Annotated in this window: 24 protein-coding genes and 1 pseudogene; 17 read left to right on the top strand and 8 right to left on the bottom strand. The window is 68.2% G+C overall.

Features of this window, described 5'->3' with window-relative positions:
• Nucleotides 1–8: 8 nt before the first annotated feature.
• The gene (locus AUR65_RS14770) at nt 9–1,538 is read left to right on the top strand and encodes a hypothetical protein (protein ID WP_058567587.1); all 1,530 of its coding nucleotides are present in this window, start codon (nt 9–11) and stop codon (nt 1,536–1,538) included.
• A gap of 121 nt (nt 1,539–1,659) precedes the next feature.
• Nucleotides 1,660–2,037, top strand: a complete 378-nt coding sequence (locus AUR65_RS14765; RefSeq protein WP_058567586.1) for a hypothetical protein — start codon at nt 1,660–1,662, stop codon at nt 2,035–2,037.
• Between the two features lie 138 nt (nt 2,038–2,175).
• On the opposite strand, the gene psmB is transcribed toward AUR65_RS14765, so the two are convergent.
• Together psmB and AUR65_RS20060 are read right to left on the bottom strand one after the other, a co-directional pair.
• A complete protein-coding gene (psmB, locus tag AUR65_RS14760) occupies nt 2,176–2,907 on the bottom strand; it encodes a proteasome endopeptidase complex subunit beta (RefSeq protein ID WP_004976882.1) in 732 nt (243 codons plus the stop codon).
• A gap of 148 nt (nt 2,908–3,055) precedes the next feature.
• Complete coding sequence (locus tag AUR65_RS20060; RefSeq protein WP_198526065.1) at nt 3,056–3,229, bottom strand: hypothetical protein; 174 nt, start codon at nt 3,227–3,229, stop codon at nt 3,056–3,058.
• Between the two features lie 340 nt (nt 3,230–3,569).
• On the opposite strand from AUR65_RS20060, the gene AUR65_RS14755 reads away from it, so the two are divergent.
• Both AUR65_RS14755 and AUR65_RS14750 read left to right on the top strand, forming a co-directional pair.
• Nucleotides 3,570–3,929 carry a DUF555 domain-containing protein gene (locus tag AUR65_RS14755; RefSeq protein WP_004041438.1) on the top strand — a complete coding sequence of 120 codons (360 nt, stop codon included), beginning with the start codon at nt 3,570–3,572 and terminating at the stop codon, nt 3,927–3,929.
• Between the two features lie 165 nt (nt 3,930–4,094).
• Entirely contained in the window at nt 4,095–4,634 is a 540-nt protein-coding gene (locus AUR65_RS14750) for a CBS domain-containing protein (protein WP_004976886.1), read from the top strand.
• Between the two features lie 80 nt (nt 4,635–4,714).
• On the opposite strand, the gene AUR65_RS14745 is transcribed toward AUR65_RS14750, so the two are convergent.
• Nucleotides 4,715–6,019, bottom strand: a complete 1,305-nt coding sequence (locus tag AUR65_RS14745) for a cytochrome P450 (RefSeq protein WP_084816468.1) — start codon at nt 6,017–6,019, stop codon at nt 4,715–4,717.
• Between the two features lie 72 nt (nt 6,020–6,091).
• Entirely contained in the window at nt 6,092–7,066 is a 975-nt protein-coding gene (gene purM, locus AUR65_RS14740) for a phosphoribosylformylglycinamidine cyclo-ligase (protein ID WP_058567584.1), read from the bottom strand.
• Nucleotides 7,067–7,469: 403 nt separating this feature from the next.
• Between purM and AUR65_RS14735 the strand changes: the two genes are divergently transcribed.
• The gene (locus AUR65_RS14735; protein WP_058567620.1) at nt 7,470–7,706 is read left to right on the top strand and encodes a hypothetical protein; all 237 of its coding nucleotides are present in this window, start codon (nt 7,470–7,472) and stop codon (nt 7,704–7,706) included.
• A gap of 500 nt (nt 7,707–8,206) precedes the next feature.
• Here AUR65_RS14735 and AUR65_RS14730 read toward each other — a convergent pair whose 3' ends face one another.
• Both AUR65_RS14730 and AUR65_RS14725 read right to left on the bottom strand, forming a co-directional pair.
• The gene (locus AUR65_RS14730; protein ID WP_058567583.1) at nt 8,207–8,830 is read right to left on the bottom strand and encodes a zinc metalloprotease; all 624 of its coding nucleotides are present in this window, start codon (nt 8,828–8,830) and stop codon (nt 8,207–8,209) included.
• The gene (locus tag AUR65_RS14725; protein ID WP_058567582.1) at nt 8,827–10,506 is read right to left on the bottom strand and encodes a TraB/GumN family protein; all 1,680 of its coding nucleotides are present in this window, start codon (nt 10,504–10,506) and stop codon (nt 8,827–8,829) included. The genes AUR65_RS14730 and AUR65_RS14725 overlap by 4 nt, the downstream gene beginning before the upstream one ends.
• Before the next feature lie 53 nt (nt 10,507–10,559).
• On the opposite strand from AUR65_RS14725, the gene AUR65_RS14720 reads away from it, so the two are divergent.
• The 12 genes from AUR65_RS14720 (at nt 10,560) to dhaM (ending at nt 22,775) form a co-directional block, all read left to right on the top strand.
• Complete coding sequence (locus tag AUR65_RS14720; protein ID WP_058567581.1) at nt 10,560–11,888, top strand: glycerate kinase type-2 family protein; 1,329 nt, start codon at nt 10,560–10,562, stop codon at nt 11,886–11,888.
• A gap of 63 nt (nt 11,889–11,951) precedes the next feature.
• The gene (locus AUR65_RS14715) at nt 11,952–12,572 is read left to right on the top strand and encodes an ArsR/SmtB family transcription factor (RefSeq protein ID WP_058567580.1); all 621 of its coding nucleotides are present in this window, start codon (nt 11,952–11,954) and stop codon (nt 12,570–12,572) included.
• Nucleotides 12,573–12,653: 81 nt separating this feature from the next.
• Nucleotides 12,654–13,097 (top strand): bifunctional nuclease family protein, encoded by a 444-nt coding sequence (locus AUR65_RS14710; RefSeq protein WP_058567579.1) that lies wholly within the window; start codon nt 12,654–12,656, stop codon nt 13,095–13,097.
• Nucleotides 13,098–13,157: 60 nt separating this feature from the next.
• On the top strand, nt 13,158–13,643 hold the full coding sequence (locus AUR65_RS14705; protein ID WP_058567578.1) for an acyl-CoA thioesterase: 486 nt from the start codon (nt 13,158–13,160) through the stop codon (nt 13,641–13,643).
• A gap of 48 nt (nt 13,644–13,691) precedes the next feature.
• Entirely contained in the window at nt 13,692–14,144 is a 453-nt protein-coding gene (locus AUR65_RS14700) for a hypothetical protein (protein ID WP_058567577.1), read from the top strand.
• Nucleotides 14,145–14,329: 185 nt separating this feature from the next.
• Nucleotides 14,330–15,733, top strand: coding sequence for a DUF4397 domain-containing protein (locus tag AUR65_RS14695; RefSeq protein WP_058567619.1), 1,404 nt, complete (start codon nt 14,330–14,332; stop codon nt 15,731–15,733).
• 130 nt (nt 15,734–15,863) lie between these two features.
• A complete protein-coding gene (locus AUR65_RS14690; protein WP_058567576.1) occupies nt 15,864–16,169 on the top strand; it encodes a hypothetical protein in 306 nt (101 codons plus the stop codon).
• Nucleotides 16,170–16,195: 26 nt separating this feature from the next.
• Entirely contained in the window at nt 16,196–16,798 is a 603-nt protein-coding gene (locus AUR65_RS14685) for a hypothetical protein (protein WP_058567575.1), read from the top strand.
• A gap of 435 nt (nt 16,799–17,233) precedes the next feature.
• Nucleotides 17,234–20,365: an isoleucine--tRNA ligase gene (ileS, locus tag AUR65_RS14680; protein ID WP_058567574.1), complete on the top strand. Its 3,132-nt coding sequence runs from the start codon at nt 17,234–17,236 to the stop codon at nt 20,363–20,365.
• 183 nt (nt 20,366–20,548) lie between these two features.
• Nucleotides 20,549–21,547, top strand: a complete 999-nt coding sequence (gene dhaK / locus AUR65_RS14675; protein ID WP_058567573.1) for a dihydroxyacetone kinase subunit DhaK — start codon at nt 20,549–20,551, stop codon at nt 21,545–21,547.
• A 146-nt stretch (nt 21,548–21,693) separates the two neighbouring features.
• Complete coding sequence (gene dhaL / locus AUR65_RS14670; protein WP_058567572.1) at nt 21,694–22,392, top strand: dihydroxyacetone kinase subunit DhaL; 699 nt, start codon at nt 21,694–21,696, stop codon at nt 22,390–22,392.
• Nucleotides 22,389–22,775, top strand: coding sequence for a dihydroxyacetone kinase phosphoryl donor subunit DhaM (gene dhaM, locus AUR65_RS14665; protein WP_058567571.1), 387 nt, complete (start codon nt 22,389–22,391; stop codon nt 22,773–22,775). The genes dhaL and dhaM overlap by 4 nt, the downstream gene beginning before the upstream one ends.
• Before the next feature lie 85 nt (nt 22,776–22,860).
• Here the strand turns inward: dhaM and ptsH1 are convergent, their stop codons facing one another.
• Both ptsH1 and AUR65_RS20295 read right to left on the bottom strand, forming a co-directional pair.
• Complete coding sequence (gene ptsH1 / locus AUR65_RS14660; RefSeq protein WP_058567570.1) at nt 22,861–23,136, bottom strand: phosphocarrier protein HPr; 276 nt, start codon at nt 23,134–23,136, stop codon at nt 22,861–22,863.
• Between the two features lie 100 nt (nt 23,137–23,236).
• Nucleotides 23,237–23,732 (bottom strand): annotated as a pseudogene (locus tag AUR65_RS20295) (hypothetical protein); the annotation flags it as partial.

Raw genomic sequence — 23,732 nt, 5'->3', positions numbered from 1 at the left:
CGCCGGGTATGAGCGACGACCTCGCAGAGCGCGTCGAAGACGTGCTCGCGGTCGACGCGGCCGAGTTCGAAGCGCAAGCGAAAGCCGACGCCGAGGTGCTCAAGCGCGAACTGCGCGAGGGGACCTTCGACAACCACCAGTCAATCGTCGGCTTGGAGTACGAGTTCTACGCCGTCTCCGACGGTCGCTGGTCCGCGAGCGAAGACGACGTGCACGCGCTCATGCGGGTCCCGCGCCGACTGCTCGGCCTCATGGGCTTCGAGAAGGAACTCGGGCTCCACAACGCCGAGATGACCACGAGCCCCCAGCCGCTGAACCCCCACGGGCTCCGCGCGCAGGAGTCCGAGGTCCGCGCCCGACTCGACGCCGCGCTCGACTGCGCCGCCGCGGAGGGGATGCGCCTCGTCTCCGACGGGATGTGGAGCATCCCGCCGGCCGGCGAGAGCGCCCGCGAGTACCTGACCGACTCCGTCACCGACGGGGGCGTCCGCCTCGCGACGAACATGAGCAACTCCGTGCGCTACCACGCGATGGCGAACGGGCCGACCGCCCCAGCGTCGTTCACGCTCGACGCACCGCACGTCTCGCTCGAAGCGGACACCGTGATGCCCGAGGCGCTCATCACGTCCATCCAGCCGCACTATCAGGTCCCGCACGCCGACGACCTGCCGTACCACTTCAACTACGCGCTCCGGGTCGCCGGCCCGCTCCTCGCGCTCGGCGTCAACTCGCCGTTCTTCCCCGCCGACCTCTACGACGAGGACGCGACGGCAGACGAGATTCTCGGCGACGGCTGGGACGAAAACCGCATCGCGGTGTTCGAGTCGGTGCTCAACTCCGGCGACCACGAGAAGGTCGCCTTCCCCGGCGACCTCGACACCGTCGAGGACGCGGTCGACCGCGTCGTCGAGGACTCGACGATGGTTCCCATGTCGGTCGAACGCGGCGACCGATTCGACGACGACTTCGCCACGCTCCGCCGGAAGCACGGCACCTACTGGCGGTGGGTGCGCCCGGTGTTCGACGGCGCGTCCCGGTCGTCGGCCAACGCCCGCATCGAGTTCCGCCCCATCGCGGGCCAGCCGACCGTCCGCGACTCGGTGGCGTTCCAAGCGGCCTTCGCGGGCCTCATGGAGCGGCTTCCCCGACTCGACCACCCCGTCATCGACCTCGACTGGGAGACCGCCGAAGAGAACTTCTACACCGCGATGCGCGAGGGCCCCCACGGCGACCTGCGCTGGATAGACGTCGACGGCGACGACGTGGTCGGCGCGAACCTCTACGAGGACCTGCTCGTCCACGCCCGCGACGGGCTCCGGCTCGCCGGCTGTTCCGAGGAGGAGGCCAACTACTACCTCGAACCCCTGCGCAAGCGCGTCGAGACGGGCGTCACGCCGGCCGACTGGAAGCGCGCCCGCGTCCGCGACGCCCTCGACGACGGCGGCGACTTCGGGGCGGCGCTCCGCGAGATGCAACGCGAGTACGTCGAGCGGCAGTCCGACTCGCTGCTCGAAGGCGCGTTCGCCGACTGGTTCTAACTCACCGCTCGCGCCCGTCGCCGACGACGCTCGCGGGCGTCCTCGTCGGCCGCTGACTCCCGCGCGTGCCACTCGTTCTTGTCGGAGGAATAACTATTATCGCGCCCTGCGAACATCGCGCATGGTCTCCCGTCGGACGAAAGCGGTCGCTCAACTCGGTATCGCAGTTCTCACCGCGCTCTGGATGGTGTCGATGCGCCGCCTGCTCCGCTCCAGCGACGACGAGTCGCACGAACCGACGTCGCTGTCGCCGGGTGGTATCGCCGTCGGCGGAGCCTGGGGAATCGGACAGGTGTGGGCGTACGACCGCGATAGCTGGCAGATTCGCACGAATCGGCGTCGCGGGATGGCCGTCAGCCTCGTCGGTATCGCGGTCCAGCGCCGACTGCTCCCCCGCACCGAGTCGTTCCGGTACAGTTTCGGGTTCGGGCGCGTCCTCGGCGTGGTCGTCTACCGGGCGTGGTACGGGCTCTTGCGGCCGCTTCCGGGCGGCGACTGAGTGAGAACTGCGGCCGCGAGGGTTCCGCTGCGGGAGCCCCACCGCGGGAGTCCCACCACGGGGCCTTCTTGCGGAGCCCGGCCAGTCCCGCCGGTCGCGAATCGCGAAAACGGAGAGAAACCGCCGACTGCGGGCGACTTATTCGAGGCCTTCGAAGTTCTGGTGGCGCTGGATGTCGACGCCGTCCTCGGTGACGACGGCGATGTTGATGCCGTTACCCGAGGCGAGGTCGCGCTCGACCGCCGAGCGGATGGCCTTCGTGGCGACCTGCTTCGCCTCGTCGATGCTGAGGCCGTCTTCGAACTCCTGTTCGAGCACACCGAGGGCGTACTGGCTGCCGGAGCCGGTGACGGTGTACTCCTCTTCGAGGATGGAGCCCGCGGGGTCGATGCTGTAGATGTGGGGGCCGGTCTCGTCGACGCCGCCGAGGATGGGCTGGACGACGTAGAACCCGCCCGAGCGGAGGAAGTTGCCGACGAGCGTCGACAGCGCCTGCATGCTCATGTCCTCGCCGCGGCGGGCCTCGTAGAGTCGGACCTCGGCGCGGAGGGAACTGATGAGCGACTGGGCGGCCGAGACGGAGCCGGCGATGGTCAGCGCGCCCGTCGGGTGAATCTCTTCGACCTTCTGGACGTCCTTCGAGGAGACCATGTAGCCCATGCTCGCGCGCATGTCGGTCGCGAGGACGACGCCGTCTTCGGTCTTGATACCGACGGTGGTCGTTCCGGTCTTCGTCTCTTTGTCTCCGAGCGAGTCGGCGCGACGCTCGGCGTGCGGGAACTCGCCGAGTTCGGGGCCGAACACGTTCGAGCGGTCGCCGTTCAGCGAGTCGAGACGGCCGGAGAACTCGTCGTGAGTCGGGGTACGCATTGTCAGCGATTGCACTTCGGCGCTGATAAATGCAACCCTTCACCTCGCCGTTGCCGGTGCCAAAGCGTCAGACGCGCGTCGGCGGCGGCCGCGCGATGCGGTCGCTCGCGGCGAGTTTTGTCGGGAGGAAGGAGTCGCGCGAGTCGCGTTAGCGAGTCGCGGCGCGTTCGTAGGCGGTTCCGGTCGTTTCCACGAGCCGGCGAATCGGGAGGGTCACACCCATCCGGCGAGCGGCGAGCGCGACGGGGAGGAGCGCGATACCCATCGCGACCGATAGCTGGTAGGCGGCGAACAGGACGTACTTCGTTAGGCGGGGAATCATCACCGTGTCCTCAGTCGAGGCTCGCGCGGTGCCGGTATATAAATCTTCTCTCAGACGACCGCACTCCACCTCGACGCTGTCTGCCGATTAAAGCGCACTTGTCTCTACTCCAACTAGACCGACTATTCGACGTGAGTCGCGCGTGACCCGCGGAGCGCTTTTCCATAAGTTATAGCGATAATCGCCGTGGCATGCGCGGCCCGTGCGCGCTCCGGTCGGGCGGCGGGACTGTCGCGGATTCAGACGCGTCGCGGTCGCTGCGCGCGCCGGGCGTGTGAATCCCACGCGCCCCGACGCTCGAACCACAAGACACGAAACCCCACCGGCGCGTAACGTGTGTATGAGCAACTATCTCGTCGCGATGGAGGCGGCCTGGTTGGTCCGGGACGTAGAAGACATCGACGACGCCATCGGCGTCGCGGTCAGCGAGGCCGGCAAGCGACTCAACCAGAAGGACAAGGAGTACGTCGAGGTCGAAGTCGGCGCGACGCCCTGTCCCGCCTGTGGCGAACCGTTCGACTCCGCGTTCATCGCGGCCAACACCGCGCTCGTCGGCCTGCTCCTCGAAATCAAGATTTTCAACGCGGACGGCGAGAAGCACGCCTCCCGCATCGCGAAAAGCGAGGTCGGCGGCGCGCTCCGCGACGTCCCCCTCGACGTCATCGACATCCGCGAGTTCGACTCCGACGAAGAGCAGTAACCCCGCGCCGTCGCGCCCGGCCGCGTCGGGTCGTGCCAAACCGCACCCACCGGTGTAGTTGGGGCGACCGCTCGACCCGAGCGAGCGATTTTCGCGGCACTTGCGAACTCCTGCCCCGATGAGCGACCGGAACACTTTTTCATAACTATGGGTTATTACCCCGGCATGGAACTCCCCACGCCGCAGGACCTCAGGGAACGGCGGAACTCCCTGGAGTTGACGCAGAGCAAACTCGCCGACATGGCCGGGGTCTCACAGCCGCTTATCGCCCGCATCGAGGGCGGCGACGTCGACCCGCGCCTCTCGACGCTCCGGCGCATCGTCGAGGCGCTGGACGAGGCCGAGGGTCGCATCGTGCGCGCGGAAGACATCATGAACACGACCGTCCGAAGCGTCGCCCCCGACAACTCCGTCCGCGAGGCGCGCGACATCATGCTCGACGCCGGCTTCTCACAGTTGCCGGTCATCGAGAACGGCCGCCCGCTCGGCATCATCTCGAACGCCGACATCCGGCACGTTCAGGAGGACGACGTCACCGACCGCCCGGTCAACGAGGTCATGTCCGAGGGCGTCACGACCGTCGAACCCGAGACGACGCTGGACGAAATCGGCGTCTACCTCGACCACAACTCGGCCATCATCGTCGTCGAGGGCGGCGAGACGGTCGGCATCATCACCGAGGCCGACATCGCGGCCCACATCTGAGGTCGAGTCCTGCGACCGGCGACCGGCAACGACAACCGGCGGTCCGCCGTCCGAAACTCCGGCACTCCCACGCGACGGACTCAGCGCCGGCGGACGACGAGCGGCGTCTCGCCCTTCGGTTGGGTCGTCATCTCGGGCGTGATCGCTAACTCTCCGTCGCCGCCCCAGTCGAGGTCGAAGTCGCGGAGGACGGTCGCGAGCACGATTTTCGCCTCCGTGAGCGCGAACGCCCGACCGAGACAACTTCGCGGCCCGGCTCCGAAGGGGAGATAGGCGTAGGCGGGTCGGTCGCGCTCGCGGTCCCACCGCTCGGGCCGGAACGCGAGCGGGTCGTCGTACCACCGCTCGTCGCGGTGGATGCGGATGATAGAGAGGTGGATGTCCGTGCCCGCCGGGATGACCCCGTCGCCGGTCGGAAACGGCTTCGCCGTCTCCCGCGGAAGCGTGTGGACCGGCGGATAGAGCCGAAGCGTCTCCTTGATGACGCGTTCGAGCACCGGAAGTTCCCCGGTCGCGTCGGCGGTCACGGGGCCGTCGCCGACGACGCGGTCGACCTCGGCGGCGGCGCGCTCGCGGGTCTCGGGGTGCGTCGCGAGCAGGTACAGCGCGTACGTGAGCGCGAGCGCGGTCGTCTCGTGGCCGGCGAAAATCATGCCCACGAGTTGGTTCTCCAGCGACTCGACGGTCTCCGGGTAGCCGGAGTCAGTCCCGAGCGCGTCGGCGAGGCGGCGCGTCAGGCTCTCCTCGTCGGCGGTCTCGACCAGTTTTCGGACCTCCTCGCGGAGGACTCGGTCGGCCCGGTCGAACCGGCGTCTGCTCGGCGTCGGCACCCACGAGGGGAGTACCCACGAAGCGGGCGCGAAGCGGCCGTTGAGACCGTCGGCGGCCGAGCGAATCCGCTCGTCGCCGTCGGGGTCGAGTTCCCGGCCGAGGATGGTGGCGAAGATGATGTCCAGGGTGACGGCCTTCATCTCGGATTCGAGCGACAGCGTTCCCGAGTCCGGCCACGTCCGCAGGCGGCGCTCGACCTGTCGGCGCATCACGGACGCGTACTCGTCGACGCGCTCCCAGCGGAAGAAGGGGTCTAGCTCGTCGCGCTGTCGCCGCCACTCCTCTCCTTCGGCGGCGATGACGGCGTCGCCGAAGGCGGCCTCGAACTCGCCGCCTTTGACGATGGAATCGCGGTCGGTCACGAACGCCCGCTCGAAGTGGTCGGGGTGGGCGAGGACGTACAGGTCGTCCATCCCAACCACGTCGAGTCCGACCGCGTCCTCGACGCCGTGGTCCGCGAGGAGGTCGGCGACGAAGCCGAACGGGTCGGCCGCGAAGCCGACGGAGTGTCCCACGAGCGGGAGGCCGCTCGGTGTCGGTGGCGGTGAAGTCACACCTCCACTATGGCGAACATCGATAAAATAGTGCTTCTCATCGAACAGTTCGACTCGGCGAGCTGTCCACGTTCAGAGGTCGAGTCCGCGAATCGAGACGCCCGCGCCCGATTCGACGTGCCCGATGACGCGGCCGTCCGTGGCTTCGACCAGCGCCTCGGCGTTCTCCTCGGGGACGGCGGCGACGAAGCCGGTGCCCATGTTGAACGTCGTGTGCATCTCCTCGTCGGAGACGCCGCCGCGTTCCTGGACGAACTCGAAGACCGGCTGTGGGTCGAAGGCGTCGTCGACGACGTAGCGGAACTCGCCCATGCGTTCGAGGTTGGTCCAGCCGCCGCCGGTGACGTGGGCCGCGGCGTTGGTCTCGGCGGCGCGAAGGTCGTCGAGCAGGTAGGTGTAGAGCCGCGTCGGTTCGAGGAGCGCCTCGCCGACGGTGTCGTAGTCGTCGCCGTCCCAGGCGTCGTCGTAGTCGCCGTCGGCCGTCGCGGCCTTGCGGGCGAGCGTGAGACCGTTCGAGTGGATGCCCGACGACGGGAAGCCGACGAGCGCGTCGCCCGCTTCGGCTTCGCCGGGGAAGATGGCATCTTTCTTCGCCAGTCCGGCGCAGGTGCCCGCGAGGTCGAGACCGTTGATGACCTCGGGCATGACCGCCGTCTCGCCGCCGACGAGTTCGATGTCGGCTTCCTCTGCGCCCGCGGAGAGGCCCCGTCCGACCTGCTCGGCGAACGTCTCGTCGGGGGCGTCGACCGCGAGGTAGTCCACGAACGCGACGGGTCGGACGCCGGCCGCGACGAGGTCGTTGGCGTTCATGGCGATGCAGTCGATGCCGACCGTCGAGTAGTCGCTGAGCGCCTCGGCGACGAGCAGTTTGGTGCCGACGCCGTCGGTGGCGAGTCCGAGGTAGCGGTCGCCGATGTCGAGGAGGCCGGCGTAGTCGCCCGACCCGCCGCCGACCTGCGCGACGAGCGCGGCGGTCGCGGCCTCGCTCGCTTCGATGTCGACGCCCGCGTCGGCGTAGGTCATCCCTTCGGAGTCGTCGTTTGTCATGTTCGTGTACGAGATAGGCCGAAATATAAAATCACAGGGTACGAATCATACACGTTCTCGCATAAGTGGCCGTTCGCCGGCGGTCGGTCGTCGGTCGTGTCGGGGCCGGCCCTCCGGTTACGCGCGTCCTGCCGGTCGCGCGCGCTCTCTGACGACCCCGCTACGACCCTCCTAATCGACGACGCTCCACGCCTATTATATTGAATAATCTATAAGTTTTGCAATATTTGCCAAAAAGCTCCAGAGAGCAGTATAAAATTTCTCGGCGGATTTGGTTGCTTCGTAAAACGTTACGAAAGAAGAATGTTCGCCCTAAGCCGGGTCTGAACAGTCGAAAAAGGAGCGAATTCACGGTAACGCTCGACCCCTTATATGATGGTCCCCGTCGTATGCAGAAGTGACGATGTCCGGAATCCCCTCCACGACCGATTCGATCGCACTCGACTTCGCATCGACCATCGGCCGCCTCGCGTACGCCCCTCTCGAAACCGTCGCGTTCTGGTCGGCAGTCGCGTTGCCCCTCGCGTACCTGCCCGTCCTCAGCGGCGGTCTCACCGCCGGTGAACTCCCCCTCTTCGCCGGCCTCATCGCCTTCCACGCCATGGCGCTCGTCCTCGGGCGCGACCACGGCCAGCAGTAACGCGGTCCCCGACGCGTACGACCAACCCGGATTCGTCTCGGTCCCCCGCTGACGCTTTCCCCTCCCACGGCGCGCGTCTGCCCCTGCCCGACCGCGAACCGTCTGCAAATCAGCCCACCTGACACCAACTCCAACCGGAACACCAACCTCAGCCCAAATCCAACCGGAACACCAACCTCAGCCCAACTCCAACCGGAACACCAACCTCAGCTAACCGCTGCCCACACCCGACACAGCCCAACCCAACCTCGCGTCCCGAACTGCACTCCACGGCCGCAACTACCCCGAATCCCGACCTCGACGGCGACCGGTCCCCGCCGCACTCGTACGGTCCCCTTCTCCCTCCATTCGTCCCTGTCGCGCCCCGAGTACCGTCTGTGTCCCGAGCCCACCGAGTGCTCTCCGGCCCGCGTCTCGACGTTAGCGGTCGCTCGCGACTTCGAGAACGAGACGAACCAGCGATAGCGCGGTTGGGGTCGTCCGAAACCCCGTCGGTCGGGTCAGAACCCGACGAACAGGAACAGGCCGACGGTGAGGAGAATCGACAGGGCGAGCACGCCGGCGAACACCGGCGTGCTCCACGCCTTGACCGTCTTGCCGTCCAGAGAGCCGAACGGGAGCATGTTGAACGCCGCGAGGAAGGCGTTGATGATGAGCCCGCGCGAGCCGACGAGTTGGACCACGTCGGAACCGACGAGGACGCCAACGACGAGTATCGGCGCAAACGCGACGAGGAGCAGCAGGTTCGTCACCGGTCCCGCGAGGGCGATGAGGCCGTGTTCGCGCTCCGTGAGCACGCCGCGGTGGTAGACCGCGCCGGGCGCGGCGAAGATGAACCCGACGAGCGCGCTCATGATGGCGACCGCGAGCATGCCGTAGTCGGCACGGAACTCGGCGACCTGATTGTACCTGACGGCGACCACCTTGTGGGCGACCTCGTGGAGGAGAAAGCCCACGCCGGCCGTCAGGAGGCTCACGACGAGCGCGAGGCCGAACGACCCGCTCGTCAGCAGTTGAAGCGTCCGGTTGCCGCCGCCGGCGAAGAAGATGGCGAAGGCGAGGCCGAGCGCGACCCACGCGACGAGCAGGTCGCGGAGTTCGCGCGACGAAAAGGAGACGTTCACGTCAGGGACCTCCAGATGAGGTCGGCGCTGTTGCGCGCGCCCTCGAACATCAGGTTCGTCACGCCCGCGATGCCGCCGAGGTCGGAGGCGATGACGGGGATGACGTAGGTGACGAAGAGGAAGCTGGCGATGATGCTCCCGATGTTCGTCATGGCGACGACCATGATGAGCTTGAACAGCGGCACGTCGAACATCTGGCCGACGAGTTCGATGATGGGCGTCTCCTCGTCGGAGAGCAGTTCGTTCAGTTTGCCGATGTCGCCGACGTTGACCGGCGTGTGGCGGAGTTCGACGTAACCGGTGAACCAACCGGGCGCGAGAAGCGGGTTGATGGAGGTCATCCACGCGACGAGGCCGCCGACGAGGGCGGAGGTCCACCGCGCGCCGGCGACCTTGGCGAGCGCGGCGGCGAACACGCCGTTGATGAGGAACCACGCGCCGAAGATGGTCAGGAGTCGTTCGTTGCCGACGCCGGCCATCGCGAGGAGGACGAAGAAGGCGACGAACACGGCGGTGACGCCGAATCCGAGCAGTTTGCCCCACGGGAAGCCGTCCTTTTCGGCGACGCCGACGAGCGACTCCATCGGCGGGAGGGTCTCGGGGTGTTCGAGGTAGTTCTCGATGCCCTCGCGGTGGCCCGCGCCGACGATGGCGACGACGTGCCGACCGGACTGCCGGAGCGCGACGAGCTGGTGGGCGATGTAGGCGTCGCGCTCGTCGATGAGCGCCTCAGCGCCGCCGGGGCTGAACCGGCGGAACTCCTCCATCATCGCCGAGACCACGTCGCCGTCTGTCAGTTCGGCCATGTCGAACTCCTCGTAGTCGGCGTCGCCCTCGGCGGGCGCGAACAGGCCGAAGGCGTTCAGGACCGCGCCGGCGGTGACGCCCACGACGACGCCCGCGAGGACGCCGATGACGAGGCTCCCGACGATGGCGGTGCCGAGGCTCCCGAGGATTCCAGAGACGAGACCGGTTCCGAGTCCGAGGCCGAAGCCGGCGACGATACCGATTGCCGCGCCGCCGCCGAGGCCCGCGAGAACCGCGTCGTCGCCGTCGAGAGAGAACGAGGCGATAGTGTAGAGCATGTACGCGGCCGCGGCCCCGAGGACCGCGGCGGTCGCGGTGCGCGTCAACAGGAGGTCGGTGACGCCGACCGCGCCCCCGAACAGGCCGACGAGCGGCCCGAGGAAGACGCCGACGGCGATGCCCAACACCGCGCCGACCCCGCGGGCGTCGGCGACCCCGAACAGGAGGTCGCCGGCCATGCGCATCTTTTCGAGCGTGCCCATCCGCCGCCAGAAGCGCTGGATGGTCACCTGGATGTCGCGGTCGACGAGCGCCACGTCGAGACCTTCCTCTTCGGCGGTCTCGACCGCCGCGAGCATGTCCGCGCCGGGCTTCACGTCGAACTTGTCTCCCATCCGCGACTGGACGTACGAGAGCATCCAGTAGGCGATAAACTGGAAGACGGTGTTGCCGCGAAGCAGGTCGCGCGCTTCGATGTCGTCGGGCGTTCCGCCCTTCATCTGCCGGTAGCGCCCCTCGTCGAGTTCGACCGCGACGACGTCGGGACGCTCCTCCCTGACGGTCTCTTCGACCTCTCTGACGCTGTCGGCCGAGACGTGGGCCGTGCCGACGACGCGGACGTGACCCTCGCCGGGCGACGAATCGTTCATCGCCGGGTTTACCGCCCCACGGTTTTTATCCGTGTCGGCATCTCCCACGAACTATGCAGGATTTCGACGCGCGAACCCCGACGCCCGCCCACGAGACGGCCATCGACTGCCTGCAGGCCGGCGTCGAGGCCGTCCTTCCCGACCGCGTCGTCCGCGAATCCGTGTCGCTCGACGGCGACACCCTGACCGTCGCGGACGAGACCTACGACCTGACCGCCTACGACCGCATCCTCGTCGTCGGCGGGGGCAAAGCCGGCGACGGTGTCGCGGACGCCCTCGAAGCCGTCCTCGGCGACCGAATCGACGACGGCGTCGTGGTGACGCCCGACCCGACGCCGAGCCCCGACGGGCGCATCGAGCGACTCCCCGGCGACCACCCGGTCCCCTCCGCGCGCGGCGTCGAGAGCACCCGGAAACTCGTGGACCTCATCTCCGACCTCGACGACCGGACGCTCGTCCTCGCCGCCATCACCGGCGGCGCGAGTGCGGTTCTCCCGGCCCCCGCCGAGGGCGTCTCGCTCGCCGAGTTGCAGGAGACGACCGATAGACTGCTCGAAAGCGGCGCGGAGATTCACGACCTCAACGCGGTCAGAAAGCACGTCTCGACGCTGAAGGGCGGCGGTCTCGCGCGCCTCGCCGCGCCCGCGACAGTCGTCGGCCTCGTCCTCTCGGACGTGGTCGGAAACGACCTCGGCGTCATCGCCTCCGGCCCGACCGCGCCCGACGAGACGACCTACGACGACGCCCTCGACGTGCTGGACCGCTTCGACCTCGACGTGCCGAAATCGGTCCGCACGCGCCTCGCCCGCGGTTCGGCGGGCGACGTTCCGGAGACGCCGAAGCCCGGCGACCCGGTGTTCGACCGGGTGACGAACCACATCCTCGCGGACACCTTCACCGCGCTCGACGCCGCCCGCGAGGTGGCCGACGAACGCGGCTACGACCCGCTCGTCCTCTCGTCTCGCGTGCGCGGCGAGGCGCGCGAGGCCGCGAAGACCCACGTCGCCGTCGCGGAGGAGTCGCTGGCGACCGGGAACCCGATTGCCGCGCCCGCCGTGGTCCTCTCGGGCGGCGAGTGCACCGTGACGGTCCGCGGCGACGGCGACGGCGGCCCGAACCTCGAATTCTGTCTCGCGGCCGCCGCGGAACTCCCCGACGAGGCCGTCCTCGCCAGCATCGACAGCGACGGGAAAGACGGCGGAACGGAGGTCGCGGGCGCGGTCGTGGACTCGTCGTCGGTCGACGCCGGCGACGCCCACGCCGCGCTGGCGAGAAACGACGCGCTCCCGGTGCTTCGGGAGGCCGACGCGCTCGTCGAGTCCGGCGCGACGGGGACGAACGTCAACGACCTGCGCGTCGTCGTGGTCGGCGAGGGCGTCTGAGCGTCGACAGTTCCGCGCGCGACGGACAACAGGTTTGTATCCTCCGGCGGAGTACCTCACTCCATGGCCGGTTTGTTGCCCTCCACCCCCGACACCTCCGCCGCGGACGAATCCTCCCCGCGGGTCATCGGACTCGACGACGACGAGGCGTCGGACCTCCTGTCGGCGCTCTCCTCGGAGACGGCCCGCCGCGTGCTCGCCGCGCTCCACGAACAGCCGACGAACGCCGCGGACCTCGCCGAGCGCGTCGACACGTCGCTCCAGAACGTCCAGTACCACCTCCGAAAGCTCGACGACGCGGGCCTCGTCGAGGTGGTCGATACCGTCTACTCCGAGAAGGGCCGCGAGATGAAGGTGTACGCGCCCGCCGACAGGCCGCTGGTCGTCGTCGCGGCCGGCGAGGAGACCCGGACGGGCCTCGCGTCCATGCTGTCGAGTCTGCTCGGCGGCGTCGCCGTGTTGGCCCTGCTCTCGGCGTTCGTCCAGTGGGTCGCCACGCGCGGCCTCGGCGTCCTCGGCGGGTCTGGCGGTGCCGCGGAGTCCGCCGACGCCGGGGCGGTCACGACGATGGCCGCGGAGGCCGCGCCCGCGGCGGCACAGAGCATTCCGCCGGGGCTCGCCTTCTTCGCCGGCGGCCTCGTCATCCTGCTCGTCATCGCGGCCGTCCAGTTCGCCAGACGCTGAGGCTCCGCGGGAGCGGACGGCGGCCGCGTCGGCGACTCGTTCTGGGGTAACTATTCGTACTCCGACCAACTACAGCATAGCATGAAACACCGTGCCGTGGTCCGCGGTATCGGGGTCGGCGTCGGCGAGGACGGCTCGAACGTCCCGGCGGTCGTCCTCGAAGCGCGCGACGAGTTCCTGCCCATCGTCATCACGTCGGACCAGGCTCAGGCCATCCAACTCGGTCTCTCCGGCGAGCAGTTCGAACGCCCGCTGACCCACGACCTCCTGGTCGAGATGGTGACGGAGTTCGGCGGGGCCATCGACAGCATCCGCATCGACGACCTCTCGAACGGCACGTTCTTCGCCAAAGTCGACGCCGAGCGGTACCACGACGGCGAGGCGCGGACGTTCGTCTTCGACGCGCGCCCGAGCGACGCCATCGCGCTCGCCATCCGCGTGGACTGCCCGATTCTCGTCTCCGACGAGGTGCTCGACGCCGCCGGGCAGTCGCCCGAGGCGTTCGACGCCGACTTCGACGAGTGAACCGGGGCCGTCGCCGCCGCGCCCCACGATTTCAAGCCCCCTCGGCGTGACCCTGCTCGCATGAGCGAATCCACCGCGACGCTCGACGAGTCGCGAACCGAGATGACCGAGCTCCTCCTGCCGAACGACACCAACAACCTCGGGCGAGCCCTCGGTGGGGCGGTCCTCCATTGGATGGACATCTGCGGGGCCATCGCGGCGATGCGATTCTCGAACCGGCAGTGCGTCACCGCGTCGATGGACCACGTCGACTTCATCAGCCCCATCGACCTCGGCGAAGTCGCCGTCATGGAGGCGTACGTGTTCAACGTCGGCCGGACCAGCGTGGACGTGAAAGTCGACGTGCACGCCGAGAACCCGAAGACCGACGAGCTACGGAAGACGACTACCTCGTTCCTGACGTTCGTCGCCCTCGACGACGACGGGAAGCCGACGCCAGTGCCCCGACTCGTCTGCGAAACGGACGAAGAAGAGGAACTCCGCGCCGAGGCGGTCGCCGCCCGCGCCGACCAGCTCGAATCCGTCATCGAGCGCATGGAGAACTGAGACGACCAGCGCCGAACCCTTTTCCCGGACCGCGACCGACTGACGAGCATGCTCGACGTTCCCGTTCCGGCCCCGCCGTCGCTCCCGACGGTGGACCCGAACCAGTACGACGACGCGCAGGTGGCGGCCGACGCCGACTTCAAGCGCGCCGAGTTGGAGGAGTTCCTCGAAGCCGGCGCGTGGGCCGACGCCTTCGAGGCGTGGGCCGCGGAGACGCCCGTCACCGAGGCGCAGTGGGAAATCGTCCTCGACCTCGACCTCCTTTCCCACTTCGACTTCTTCTGGGACGACTTCGCGGACCGCGTCGGCTACCACGCGCCGGGCATCCCCGAGGACTGGAAGGAGCGCGAACTCCACCCCGAACTCACCTCGTGGGGCGAGGTGTCGTCTATCAACGCCGGCCTCACCGAACTCGGACAGGACGTGTGCGACGTGCTCAAAGACGACTACATCGACTGGGAGTCCGAGTACGAAGCGCCCGACGACCTGCCGGACTTCTGAGGCCGGACTCTCCTCCCTTCGTTGGCTTTCGTCCCGACTCGCTGGCTGGAGTCCTGAACCGAACATTCACAAAATACCGACAATATATTCGTACATTCCCGCGAGAAAGACATATTTATGGAAATATTGTGGTGGAATTTGGGAAAACGGTGATGTTCCAATCGCCGCTCTCATCTCTCGTCGCTATGACGAACATGAAACGCCGCGACGTACTCCGTGGATTCGGTGGCGTCGCCATCGCGGGCGGACTCGCAGGTTGTATGGGCGGTGGCGGGACCGACGACGAGACGGAGACGACCACGACGGCGACTCCGACTCCCACCCCAACACCGACGCCGGAACCCGAGACGGCGATGCTCCGCGTCGCCCACCTCTCGCCTGACGCGCCGAACGTCGACGTGTACGTCGACGGCTCGGCGGCCCTCTCTGACGTGCCGTTCGGCGCGGTCAGCGACTACCTCTCGGTTCCCGTCGGCACCCGGACGGTGAAAGTCACCGCCGCCGGCGACGAGTCCACCGTCGCCTTCGAGGGCGACCTCGACGTCGCCGAGGCGACCTACACCGTCGCCGCGGTCGGCGAACTCACCGAGGAGACGTTCGAACCCCTCGTCCTCGAAGACGACGTGTCGCTCCCCGACGACGACACGGCCCGCGTCCGCGTGGTCCACGCCTCGCCCGATGCCCCCGCCGTCGACGTGACCGCCGGCGACACGGTGCTCTTCGACGGCGTCTCGTTCACCCAGTCCGGCAGCGCCGAGGTGCCGGCCGACACCTACGCGCTTCAGGTCCGGGGCGATACCGAGTCGAACGACGGCGACGCGGTCGCCGAATTCGACGTGGAACTGGCCGGCGGCACCGTCTACACGGTGTTCGCGGCGGGCTACCTGTCACCCGACGACGAGCCGACCGACGTGGCCTTCCGGCCCGTCGCGGCCGTCGACGCCGGGTCCGGCGGCGGCGGACTCGTCGAGCGCGACGTGTCGCTCCGCGCCGCGCACCTCTCGCCTGACGCGCCGAACGTCGACGTGCTCGTCGACGGTGCGGTCGCGCTCTCGGACGTGCCGTTCGGCGCGGTCAGCGACTACCTCGCGCTGACCGCCGGGTCCCACCAGGTGACGATTCGCGCGACCGACGCGCCCGACACGGTCGTCTTCGACGAGACGCTCGACCTCGCGGCCGGCGCGTACACCGCCGCGGCGCTCGGCGAACTCGACTCGGCGGCCGAAAACGGCTTCGCCGTCTCTCTCCTCGAAGACGACCGCTCGGCCCCCGCGGACGACATGGCCCGCGTCCGGGTGCTACACGCCTCGCCGGACGCGCCCGCGGTCGACGTGACCGTCGCGGGCTCTGGGGACGCTCTCGTCGACGGCGCGGCCTTCGGCGATGCCGCGGCCGTCGAGGTCCCCGCCGGGGACTACACGCTCCAGATACGGGGCGATACGGAATCCAACGACGGCGACGTGGTCGCCGAGTTCGACGTCACCGTCGAGAGCGGTCGCGCCTACACCGCCATCGCGCTCGGCTACCTGACGCCCGACGACGAGCCGGCGGACGCCGCGTTCGACCTCAGCGTCGTCGCGGACAACTGACCCGGAGCGAGCCGTCCATCCGCCCTTCGGTCGCCCCCGCTCCGGCACCGCATTCGAGCGACCCACCTCCCGAACGAATGACGCCGACGCGAACCCAACGACGTGACCCGCCTCGCGCCCAGCGACGGCCATGAGCGTCTGGGTCGACGCCGCGCGGTTCTCGCTCGGCGCGAGCGTCGTGTTCCTCGTCGTCATGCTCGGCATCTGGGGGCGCAACTACCTGCTGTTCCGGTCGAAGCACGCGCTCGGCCTCGTCGTCTTCGGCGTCTTTCTGCTCGCACAGAGCCTCTTTGCGCTCTACTACTACCTCGTCGACCCGACGCTGTCGGTCTGGTTCGCCACAGCCGTCCCTGCCGCGGCGTGGCGGGTGCTGATGGGAATCCACGTGCTCCAAGCGGTCGCGCTGGGGGTCCTCCTGTGGATTACGTGGGATTAAACCGATAGCCGCCGTCAGCGCCGACCATGCACCGCCGAGCCCTCCTTTCGAGCGCCGCCGCGCTCTCGCTTGCCGGTCTCTCGGGTTGTCTCGCCGACGCCCGACGAACCACAAGCGGTCGCATCCGCGCCGACACCGGCCACTCGAAGCTCCACCCGGCAGACGAGCAGTACGTGAACGGGTCGTTCCCCGACGACGCCGACTTCCGCGGGTGGCTGTTCGCCGACCCGCCGGACGACCAGACGGACGTGTTCACCGACCGCGCGATGCAGGGTCAGTACTCGAACGACCTGCTGTGGGCCGACGGCGACTCGTTCGTCCTCCTGTTCGAGGTCCGGATGCCCCGCGAGGACGCCGCGTTCTACAACGTCGCGCAGTCGCCGTCGTGGACCGGCTGGCGCGACGCCGAACTCCCGATTCGTCGGTCACCGCCCGCCGACCTCGAACCGTTCGAGGCCGACACGCTCGTCTGCACTCACCTCTCGAAGTTCGACGTTGCGAGAGGGGCCGCACCGACGAACGCCACGCTCCGGATGTTCGAGCGCGGCGACGAGTCCGGAACCACGCACGGGTCGGCTGCCGAGTCAATCGTGGGCACCCACCGCGTCGGTCGCTGGTCGGACCGGTAGCGTCGGCGTCGGTGGTGGCGGTGGCGTCGGGCCGCGAGTCGGCGTCGGAGTAAGCGTTATGTCGCTTCCGAGACTTCGTTCGAACAGCATGCGACGACGACGGACTGTCCCCCGCCCGCCCGCGGTCGGCCAGTCCCGACGCTCGGTCGTCGCCTCGTCGCCCATTATTGCGGGGCAGTAGCCTCGCATCTCACTCATCCTCGACTCCCGCCCGTATCGACTTCCGAGCGACAGCGGTCTCCCGTCCGGTGTGACCACGACCACCGGAACCCAACATGGAGCGACACACGACCCACACCCGACAGGCGTATCGACAGCGACCAGCAGACCACCGACAGCGGAGGGTCTCCCGTGTCTGAGTCCGACCCGGCGGCACGTCCCGCCGACGCGGACCAGACCCGCCGTTTTGATATATATCCACGAGAAGGACGGGGTATGGAAGACATCGCAGACCAGTACACGCCGTCGGACGTGGAGTCCGTCGTCGGCGAGTACTGGGACGAGAACGACGCGTACGAGGCGACGAAGGAGGCACACGCCGACGACCCGTCGTTCTTCTTCGTCGACGGCCCGCCGTACACGTCCGGCCAGATGCACCTCGGCACGGCGTGGAACAAGACGCTGAAGGACGCCGTCATCCGGCACAAGCGCATGACGGGGCATCAGGTCACGGACCGCCCCGGCTACGACATGCACGGCCTCCCCATCGAGGTCAAAGTCGAGGAGGAACTCGGCTTCACCTCGAAGCGCGACATCGAGGAGTTCGGCATGGAGCAGTTCATCCAGAAGTGCAAGGAGTTCGCCGTCCGCAACCGCGAGGCGATGGACGAGGACTTCCAGTCTATCGGCGCGTGGATGGACTGGGACAACCCCTACCAGACGCTGTCTCCGGAGTACATGGAGTCCGCGTGGTGGGCCTTCTCGAAGGTCGCCGAAAACGGGTTGGTCGAACAGGGCAAGCGCAGTGTCAACTACTGCCCGCGCTGTCAGACCGCCATCGCGGCCAACGAGGTCGAGTACGACGAAATCACCTCGCCGTCTATCTACGTCAAGTTCCCGCTGAAGGGCCGCGAGGGCAACCTCGTCATCTGGACGACGACGCCGTGGACCATCCCCGCGAACACGTTCGTCGCCGTCGACGGCGAGATGACGTATCAGGAGGTCCGCGCCGAGAAGGACGGCGAGAGCGAAGTGCTCTACCTCGCCGAACCCTGCGTCGAGGAGGTCCTGAAGAAGGGCCGCTACGAGGACTACGAGGTCCTCTCGGAGGTCTCGGGCGAGGAGATGGTCGGCTGGGAGTACGACCACCCGCTCGACGGCGTCGTCGCCGAGTACGCCGACTTCGAGGGCGCGGGACAGGTGTACACCGCCGACTACGTCGAGGCCGACCGCACGGGCCTCGTCCACTCCGCGCCCGGTCACGGGCAGGAAGACTTCGCCCGCGGGCAGGAACTCGGCTTAGACGTGTTCGTCCCCGTGGACGACAAAGGCGAGTTCACGGAGCAGGGCGGCGACTACGCGGGCACGTTCGTCCGCGACGCCAACCCCGAAGTCATCGAGGACCTCGACGAACTCGGGCACCTGCTCCACGCCGGCGAGCACGACCACCGCTACGGCCACTGTTGGCGCTGTGACACGGACATCATCTTCCTCGCCACCGACCAGTGGTTCATCACGGTCACCGACGTGAAAGAGCAACTCCTCGACAACATCGAGGAGTCCGAGTGGCACCCACAGTGGGCCCGCGACAACCGCTTCCGCGACTTCGTGAGCGACGCGCCCGACTGGAACGTCTCCCGACAGCGCTACTGGGGCATCCCGCTTCCCATCTGGGTTCCGCAGGACGCCGACGCCGAGGGCGCAGAGGAGATGATTGTCGTCGGCACGCGCGAAGAACTCGCCGAGCGCGCCGACCAGGATATCGACCCCGAGACGGTGGACCTCCACCGGCCCTCGGTGGACCCCATCACCATCACCGAAGACGGCGTGACCTACGAGCGCGTCCCCGACGTGTTCGACGTGTGGATCGACTCCTCCGTCGCCACCTGGGGCACGCTCGACTTCCCCGGCGAGACGGACGCCTACGACGAACTGTGGCCCGCCGACCTCATCATCGAGGCGCACGACCAGACCCGCGGCTGGTTCTGGTCGCAACTCGGCATGGGCACCGCCGCGACCGGCGAGTCGCCGTACAAGGAGGTCATCATGCACGGCTTCGCCAACGACAAGGACGGTCGCAAGATGTCCAAGTCCGTCGGCAACATCGTGACGCCCGAGGAGGCCATCGACCGCGCCGGCCGCGACCCGCTTCGCGCCTACCTCCTCAGCCACGACCAGCAGGGCGTGGACCTCTCGTTCGAGTGGGACGGCCTCGCCGACACCCAGTCGACGCTCAACATCTTCTGGAACGTCTTCCGCTTCCCGCTTCCGTACATGGACCTCGACGGCTACGACCCCGCCGAGGCCGACCTCTCGGCGGGCGAACTCACCGTCGTCGACGAGTGGGTGCTCTCGCGGCTCCAGACCGTCGAGGCCGAGATGGCCGACGCGTGGGACGACTACGAGGTCTCCACCGCGCTCAACACGCTTCTGGACTTCATCACGCAGGACGTGTCGCGCTTCTACGTGAAGGCCATCCGCGAGCGCATGTGGGACGAGGAGGACTCGGCGTCGAAGCTCGGCGCGTACGCCACGCTCTCGACGGTGCTCTCGGAGTCCATCCGGCTCATCGCGCCCTACGCGCCCTACATGGCCGAGCGGATGTACCAGCGACTCGACGGCTCGGAGACGTCCGTCCACATGCTGTCGTACCCCGAGGCCGACGAGGAGCGCCGCGACGAGGAACTGGAGGCCAACATGGCCGTCCTCCGCGACGTGGAGGAGGCCGCGGCGCACGCCCGCCAACTCGGCGGCCGCAAGCTCCGCTGGCCCGTCTCGCGCATCGTCGTCGAGTCCGACGACGAGAACGTCGCCGACGCGGTCGAAGCCCTCTCGGACCTCCTCGCGGAGCGCGTGAACACCCGCGACGTGCAGGTCGTCGAGGTCTTCGACGAACTCGTCGAGACCGCAGAGCCGCAGATGAGCGTCATCGGGCCGGAGTTCGGCGCTGACGCCCAGAAAATCATGGAGGCCGTCGAAGGCCTCTCGCGCGCCGAAGTCGAGTCCGGCGTCGAGGTCGACGGCGAGACGTACGACCTCACCGACGAGATGGTCTCGTACCGCGCGGAGCCGCCGGAACACGTCAGCGGTGCCGACTTCGAGGGCGGCACGGTCTACGTCGACACCGAGCTCACCGACGACATCGAGTCCGAGGGCTACGCCCGCGACGTCATCCGCCGCATCCAGGAGATGCGCAAACAGCTCGACCTCGACGTCGAGGCCGAAATCGACGTGTCGCTCGCGGTCGATGACGAGCGCGTCGCCGGCTTCGTCGAGGAGAACCGCGACCTCATCGCCGAGGAGGTCCGCGCCCGCGAGTTCGACCTCGGAAGCGCCGAGGGCGAGACGGTCGAGACGTGGGACGTCGAGGACGTGTCGGTGACCATCGCGGTCACGCAACTCGACTGAGACGGCTCGCGCGCCCCCCCAACTGCTGGTCGGCGCGTCGGTCGGCGTGCCGACCGGTACTCGGCCGCCATCGACCCCCGTGAAATGGGGGGTGACGTGCCCCGATTTTTCGCAGACGACGCCGGCTTCGACTTCCGGCTGACCAACACTTTTGGCCTTATCGAACGTGATGGACGGTGAGTCATGAAGAAACTCATCAACGAACCCGGAGCGGTCGTAGACGAGATGCTCGACGGGATGGTCGCGGCGCACCCCGAACTGCGCCGGCTCGACGGCACGAACGTCCTCGTCCGCGACGACGCGCCGGTCGAGGGGAAGGTCGCGGTCGTCTCCGGCGGCGGGTCGGGTCACGAGCCGACGCACGCGGGCTATCTCGGCGAGGGGATGCTCGACGGCGCGGCGGCCGGTGAGGTGTTCACCTCGCCGACGGCCGACCAGTTGAACGAGATGATTCAGGCGACCGACGCGGGCGAGGGCGTCCTCTGCGTCGTCAAGAACTACGAGGGCGACGTGATGAACTTCGACACCGCCGCCGAGATGGCCGCCATGGAGGGCGTCGAGGTCGAACAGGTCGTCGTCAACGACGACGTGGCCGTCGAGGACTCGCTGTACACGTCGGGCCGGCGCGGCGTCGCGGGCACCATCTTCGTCCACAAGTGCGCCGGCGCGAAGGCCGCCGCGGGCGGCGACCTCGGCGAGGTCACGGCGGTCGCAGAGAAGGTCGTCGACAACGTGCGCACGATGGGGATGGCGCTCACCTCCTGTGTCACCCCGGAGAAGGGCGAACCGACGTTCGACCTCGGCGAGGACGAAATCGAACTCGGCATCGGAATCCACGGCGAGCCGGGCACCGAGCGCGCGGAGGTCATGAGCGCCGACGAGATAACCGAACACCTGACCGAGAACGTCCTCGACGACCTCGAACTCGACGAGGGCGAGGAGGTCGTGACGATGGTCAACGGCATGGGCGGCACGCCGCTGTCCGAGCTGTACATCGTCAACCGCAAGCTCCAGTCCATCCTCGGCGACCGCGGCATCGAGACGTGGGACGCCTGGGTCGGCGACTACATGACCTCGCTCGACATGATGGGCTGTTCGGTCTCCGTGCTCCGCGTGGACGACGAACTGAAGGAACTGCTCGGCGCGCCCGCGGAGACGCCCGGACTGACCGTCACCGAGTAAGCGGCGACCCGCGTCGTCGGCCGGCTGAGTCGCGCGGTGACGACCGCCGAAAACCAGCCACGACGACCCCCGACACGTCCGCCGATTTTTCCGGCAGAACAGTCCCGCGGGACAAGGGATTAACGACAGGCCGACGAAGGACAGCCATGGCTGACGCAGAGACACAACGCGAAGCGGTGCTGGACGCGCTCGACAACGTCGCCGAGCGCCTCGCCGAGGAGAAGGAGTATCTCACGGACCTCGACTCCGCCATCGGCGACGCCGACCACGGCGCGAACATGGAGCGCGGCTTCGGCAAGGCCGCCGAGAAGCGCGACGAGTTCGCCGAGATGGAGCCGAACGAGGTCGTCAAGAACGTCGGGACGACGCTCATCTCGAACGTCGGCGGGGCCTCCGGCCCGCTCTACGGCGGCTCTATCATGTTCGCCAGCCAGGAGTTCGAAGACGGCATCACCGCCGAGACCTCGGTGGCGTTCGCCGAGGCGTACCTCGATAAGGTCAAGGACCGCGGCGGCGCGCAGGTCGGCGCGAAGACGATGGTCGACGCGCTCGTCCCCGCCGTCCACACGTACAAGAAGTCCATCGAGCAGGACGACCTCCCGCCGCTCGAAGCCCTCGCCAAGGCCGTCGACGCGGCCGAGCGCGGCGTCGCCTTCACCGTTCCCATCAAGGCGATGAAGGGCCGCGCGTCGTTCCTCGACTGGCGCTCTGTCGGCCATCAGGACCCCGGCGCGACGAGCACGCTGTTCATTCTCGAAGAGCTACTGGAGACCGCCGAGGAGTACCTCGACGGCGAGGTCGACCGCGACGCGCGGGCCGAAGACGCCGTCGGGAGGGACGAATGATTGGCCTCGTCGTCGTCTCGCACAGCGCGAAGGCGGCCGAGGGAATCGCGGAGGTCGCGGCGCAGATGGGCGGCGGCAACGCCCGAATCGTCCCCGCCGGTGGGGACGAAGACGGCATCGGAACCTCGCCGGACCGCATCCGCGACGGCATCGAGGAGGCCGACGACGGCGACGGCGTCGTCGTCCTCGTGGACCTCGGCAGCGCCGTGATGAACGCGGAGCTGGCCATCGAGATGGCGATGGACTCCGAGGCGGTCATCGCGGACGCGCCGGTTCTGGAGGGGACGCTCAACGCGGCCGTCGAGACGACGAGCGCGAAGGCGACGCTCGACTCGGTCGTCGAGCGCGCCGAGGACGCCCGCGACTACCGGAAACTAAACTGAGCCGGCCGGGGACGACCCGGTTTCAGAGCCACCGACCCGACCGGAAAAGAGACCGCCGCGGGACGCGGCGGACCGCCGTTTCGTTTTATTCTTCGTCGCCGGCTTCGGGCGTCGAGAGCACTTCTTCGAGCGCGTCGAGGGCGGCCTCCGCGTCGTCGCCGTCGGCGACGAGGCGAATCTCCTCGCCGTGGCCGACGCCGAGTCCGGTGACGGCGAGCATGCTGGCGGCGGGGACGAGGTCGTCCCCGTCGGCGCGGCCGAGTTGGATGTCGGCGTCGAAGGAGTTCGCGGTCTCGACGAACTGGGAGGCGGGACGAGCGTGCAGGCCGTCTTTCGGGACGACGGCGACGATGCGTTCCATACGTCGGGTATCGACCGCGGAGCGTTATCGCTACCGGTTGCGGAACGCGGCAAAGAAAAAATCGTGAACGACGTGTGCGGGGCCGGGGGCGTCCGGGCGGTTAGAGCCCGAGGTACGCCGCGTTGGGGATGACCCCGAGGAGGAACAGCACGCCGAGGAGGAGCGAGTAGATGGTAATCGACATCGCCGGCGGGTCCACGTGGGTCCCGGAGTGCGCGTAGGCGACGCGCTGGGTGAGTTCACCGAGGAGCGCGCCGACGAGACCGCCGATTGCGCCGGCCACGAGGATGAGCGGTTCGCTGCCGCCGACCATCGGCGCGGCGACCGCCGCGAACGACGAGCCTCCGAGCGTGATGTGGTGGGTGACGGGGAAGTTCTCGACGCCGAGCTGCAGGAACAGCAGGCTCGCCGCGGAGATGCCGTAGCCGAGGAAGAAGCTCCCGGTGACGAGCCACGCCCAGCCGCCGAGGATACCGGCCGCGAGGCCGATTGCGGAGACGTTAGCCCACTTGTACTGCTGGGGGAGCCACGGTTCGACGGCCATCCGACCGCTGCCGTCGCCGCGGAGCGTACCCTTCTCGAACGGCGTCATGTCG

Origin of the sequence: Haloferax marisrubri (genome assembly GCF_001469875.2) — an archaeon.
Classification (GTDB): domain Archaea; phylum Halobacteriota; class Halobacteria; order Halobacteriales; family Haloferacaceae; genus Haloferax; species Haloferax marisrubri.
This window is presented reverse-complemented; position numbering and strand designations above follow the sequence as displayed.

What these genes read in the sequence shown, in the direction of transcription:
- AUR65_RS14770 (WP_058567587.1), top strand. Translation starts at nt 9, where the DNA reads ATGAGCGACGACCTCGCAGAGCGCGTCGAAGACGTGCTCGCGGTCGAC.
- AUR65_RS14765 (WP_058567586.1), top strand. Translation starts at nt 1,660, where the DNA reads ATGGTCTCCCGTCGGACGAAAGCGGTCGCTCAACTCGGTATCGCAGTT.
- psmB (WP_004976882.1), bottom strand. Translation starts at nt 2,907, where the DNA reads ATGCGTACCCCGACTCACGACGAGTTCTCCGGCCGTCTCGACTCGCTG.
- AUR65_RS20060 (WP_198526065.1), bottom strand. Translation starts at nt 3,229, where the DNA reads ATGATTCCCCGCCTAACGAAGTACGTCCTGTTCGCCGCCTACCAGCTA.
- AUR65_RS14755 (WP_004041438.1), top strand. Translation starts at nt 3,570, where the DNA reads ATGAGCAACTATCTCGTCGCGATGGAGGCGGCCTGGTTGGTCCGGGAC.
- AUR65_RS14750 (WP_004976886.1), top strand. Translation starts at nt 4,095, where the DNA reads ATGGAACTCCCCACGCCGCAGGACCTCAGGGAACGGCGGAACTCCCTG.
- purM (WP_058567584.1), bottom strand. Translation starts at nt 7,066, where the DNA reads ATGACAAACGACGACTCCGAAGGGATGACCTACGCCGACGCGGGCGTC.
- AUR65_RS14735 (WP_058567620.1), top strand. Translation starts at nt 7,470, where the DNA reads ATGTCCGGAATCCCCTCCACGACCGATTCGATCGCACTCGACTTCGCA.
- AUR65_RS14725 (WP_058567582.1), bottom strand. Translation starts at nt 10,506, where the DNA reads ATGAACGATTCGTCGCCCGGCGAGGGTCACGTCCGCGTCGTCGGCACG.
- AUR65_RS14720 (WP_058567581.1), top strand. Translation starts at nt 10,560, where the DNA reads ATGCAGGATTTCGACGCGCGAACCCCGACGCCCGCCCACGAGACGGCC.
- AUR65_RS14715 (WP_058567580.1), top strand. Translation starts at nt 11,952, where the DNA reads ATGGCCGGTTTGTTGCCCTCCACCCCCGACACCTCCGCCGCGGACGAA.
- AUR65_RS14710 (WP_058567579.1), top strand. Translation starts at nt 12,654, where the DNA reads ATGAAACACCGTGCCGTGGTCCGCGGTATCGGGGTCGGCGTCGGCGAG.
- AUR65_RS14705 (WP_058567578.1), top strand. Translation starts at nt 13,158, where the DNA reads ATGAGCGAATCCACCGCGACGCTCGACGAGTCGCGAACCGAGATGACC.
- AUR65_RS14700 (WP_058567577.1), top strand. Translation starts at nt 13,692, where the DNA reads ATGCTCGACGTTCCCGTTCCGGCCCCGCCGTCGCTCCCGACGGTGGAC.
- AUR65_RS14695 (WP_058567619.1), top strand. Translation starts at nt 14,330, where the DNA reads ATGACGAACATGAAACGCCGCGACGTACTCCGTGGATTCGGTGGCGTC.
- AUR65_RS14690 (WP_058567576.1), top strand. Translation starts at nt 15,864, where the DNA reads ATGAGCGTCTGGGTCGACGCCGCGCGGTTCTCGCTCGGCGCGAGCGTC.
- AUR65_RS14685 (WP_058567575.1), top strand. Translation starts at nt 16,196, where the DNA reads ATGCACCGCCGAGCCCTCCTTTCGAGCGCCGCCGCGCTCTCGCTTGCC.
- ileS (WP_058567574.1), top strand. Translation starts at nt 17,234, where the DNA reads ATGGAAGACATCGCAGACCAGTACACGCCGTCGGACGTGGAGTCCGTC.
- dhaK (WP_058567573.1), top strand. Translation starts at nt 20,549, where the DNA reads ATGAAGAAACTCATCAACGAACCCGGAGCGGTCGTAGACGAGATGCTC.
- dhaL (WP_058567572.1), top strand. Translation starts at nt 21,694, where the DNA reads ATGGCTGACGCAGAGACACAACGCGAAGCGGTGCTGGACGCGCTCGAC.
- dhaM (WP_058567571.1), top strand. Translation starts at nt 22,389, where the DNA reads ATGATTGGCCTCGTCGTCGTCTCGCACAGCGCGAAGGCGGCCGAGGGA.
- ptsH1 (WP_058567570.1), bottom strand. Translation starts at nt 23,136, where the DNA reads ATGGAACGCATCGTCGCCGTCGTCCCGAAAGACGGCCTGCACGCTCGT.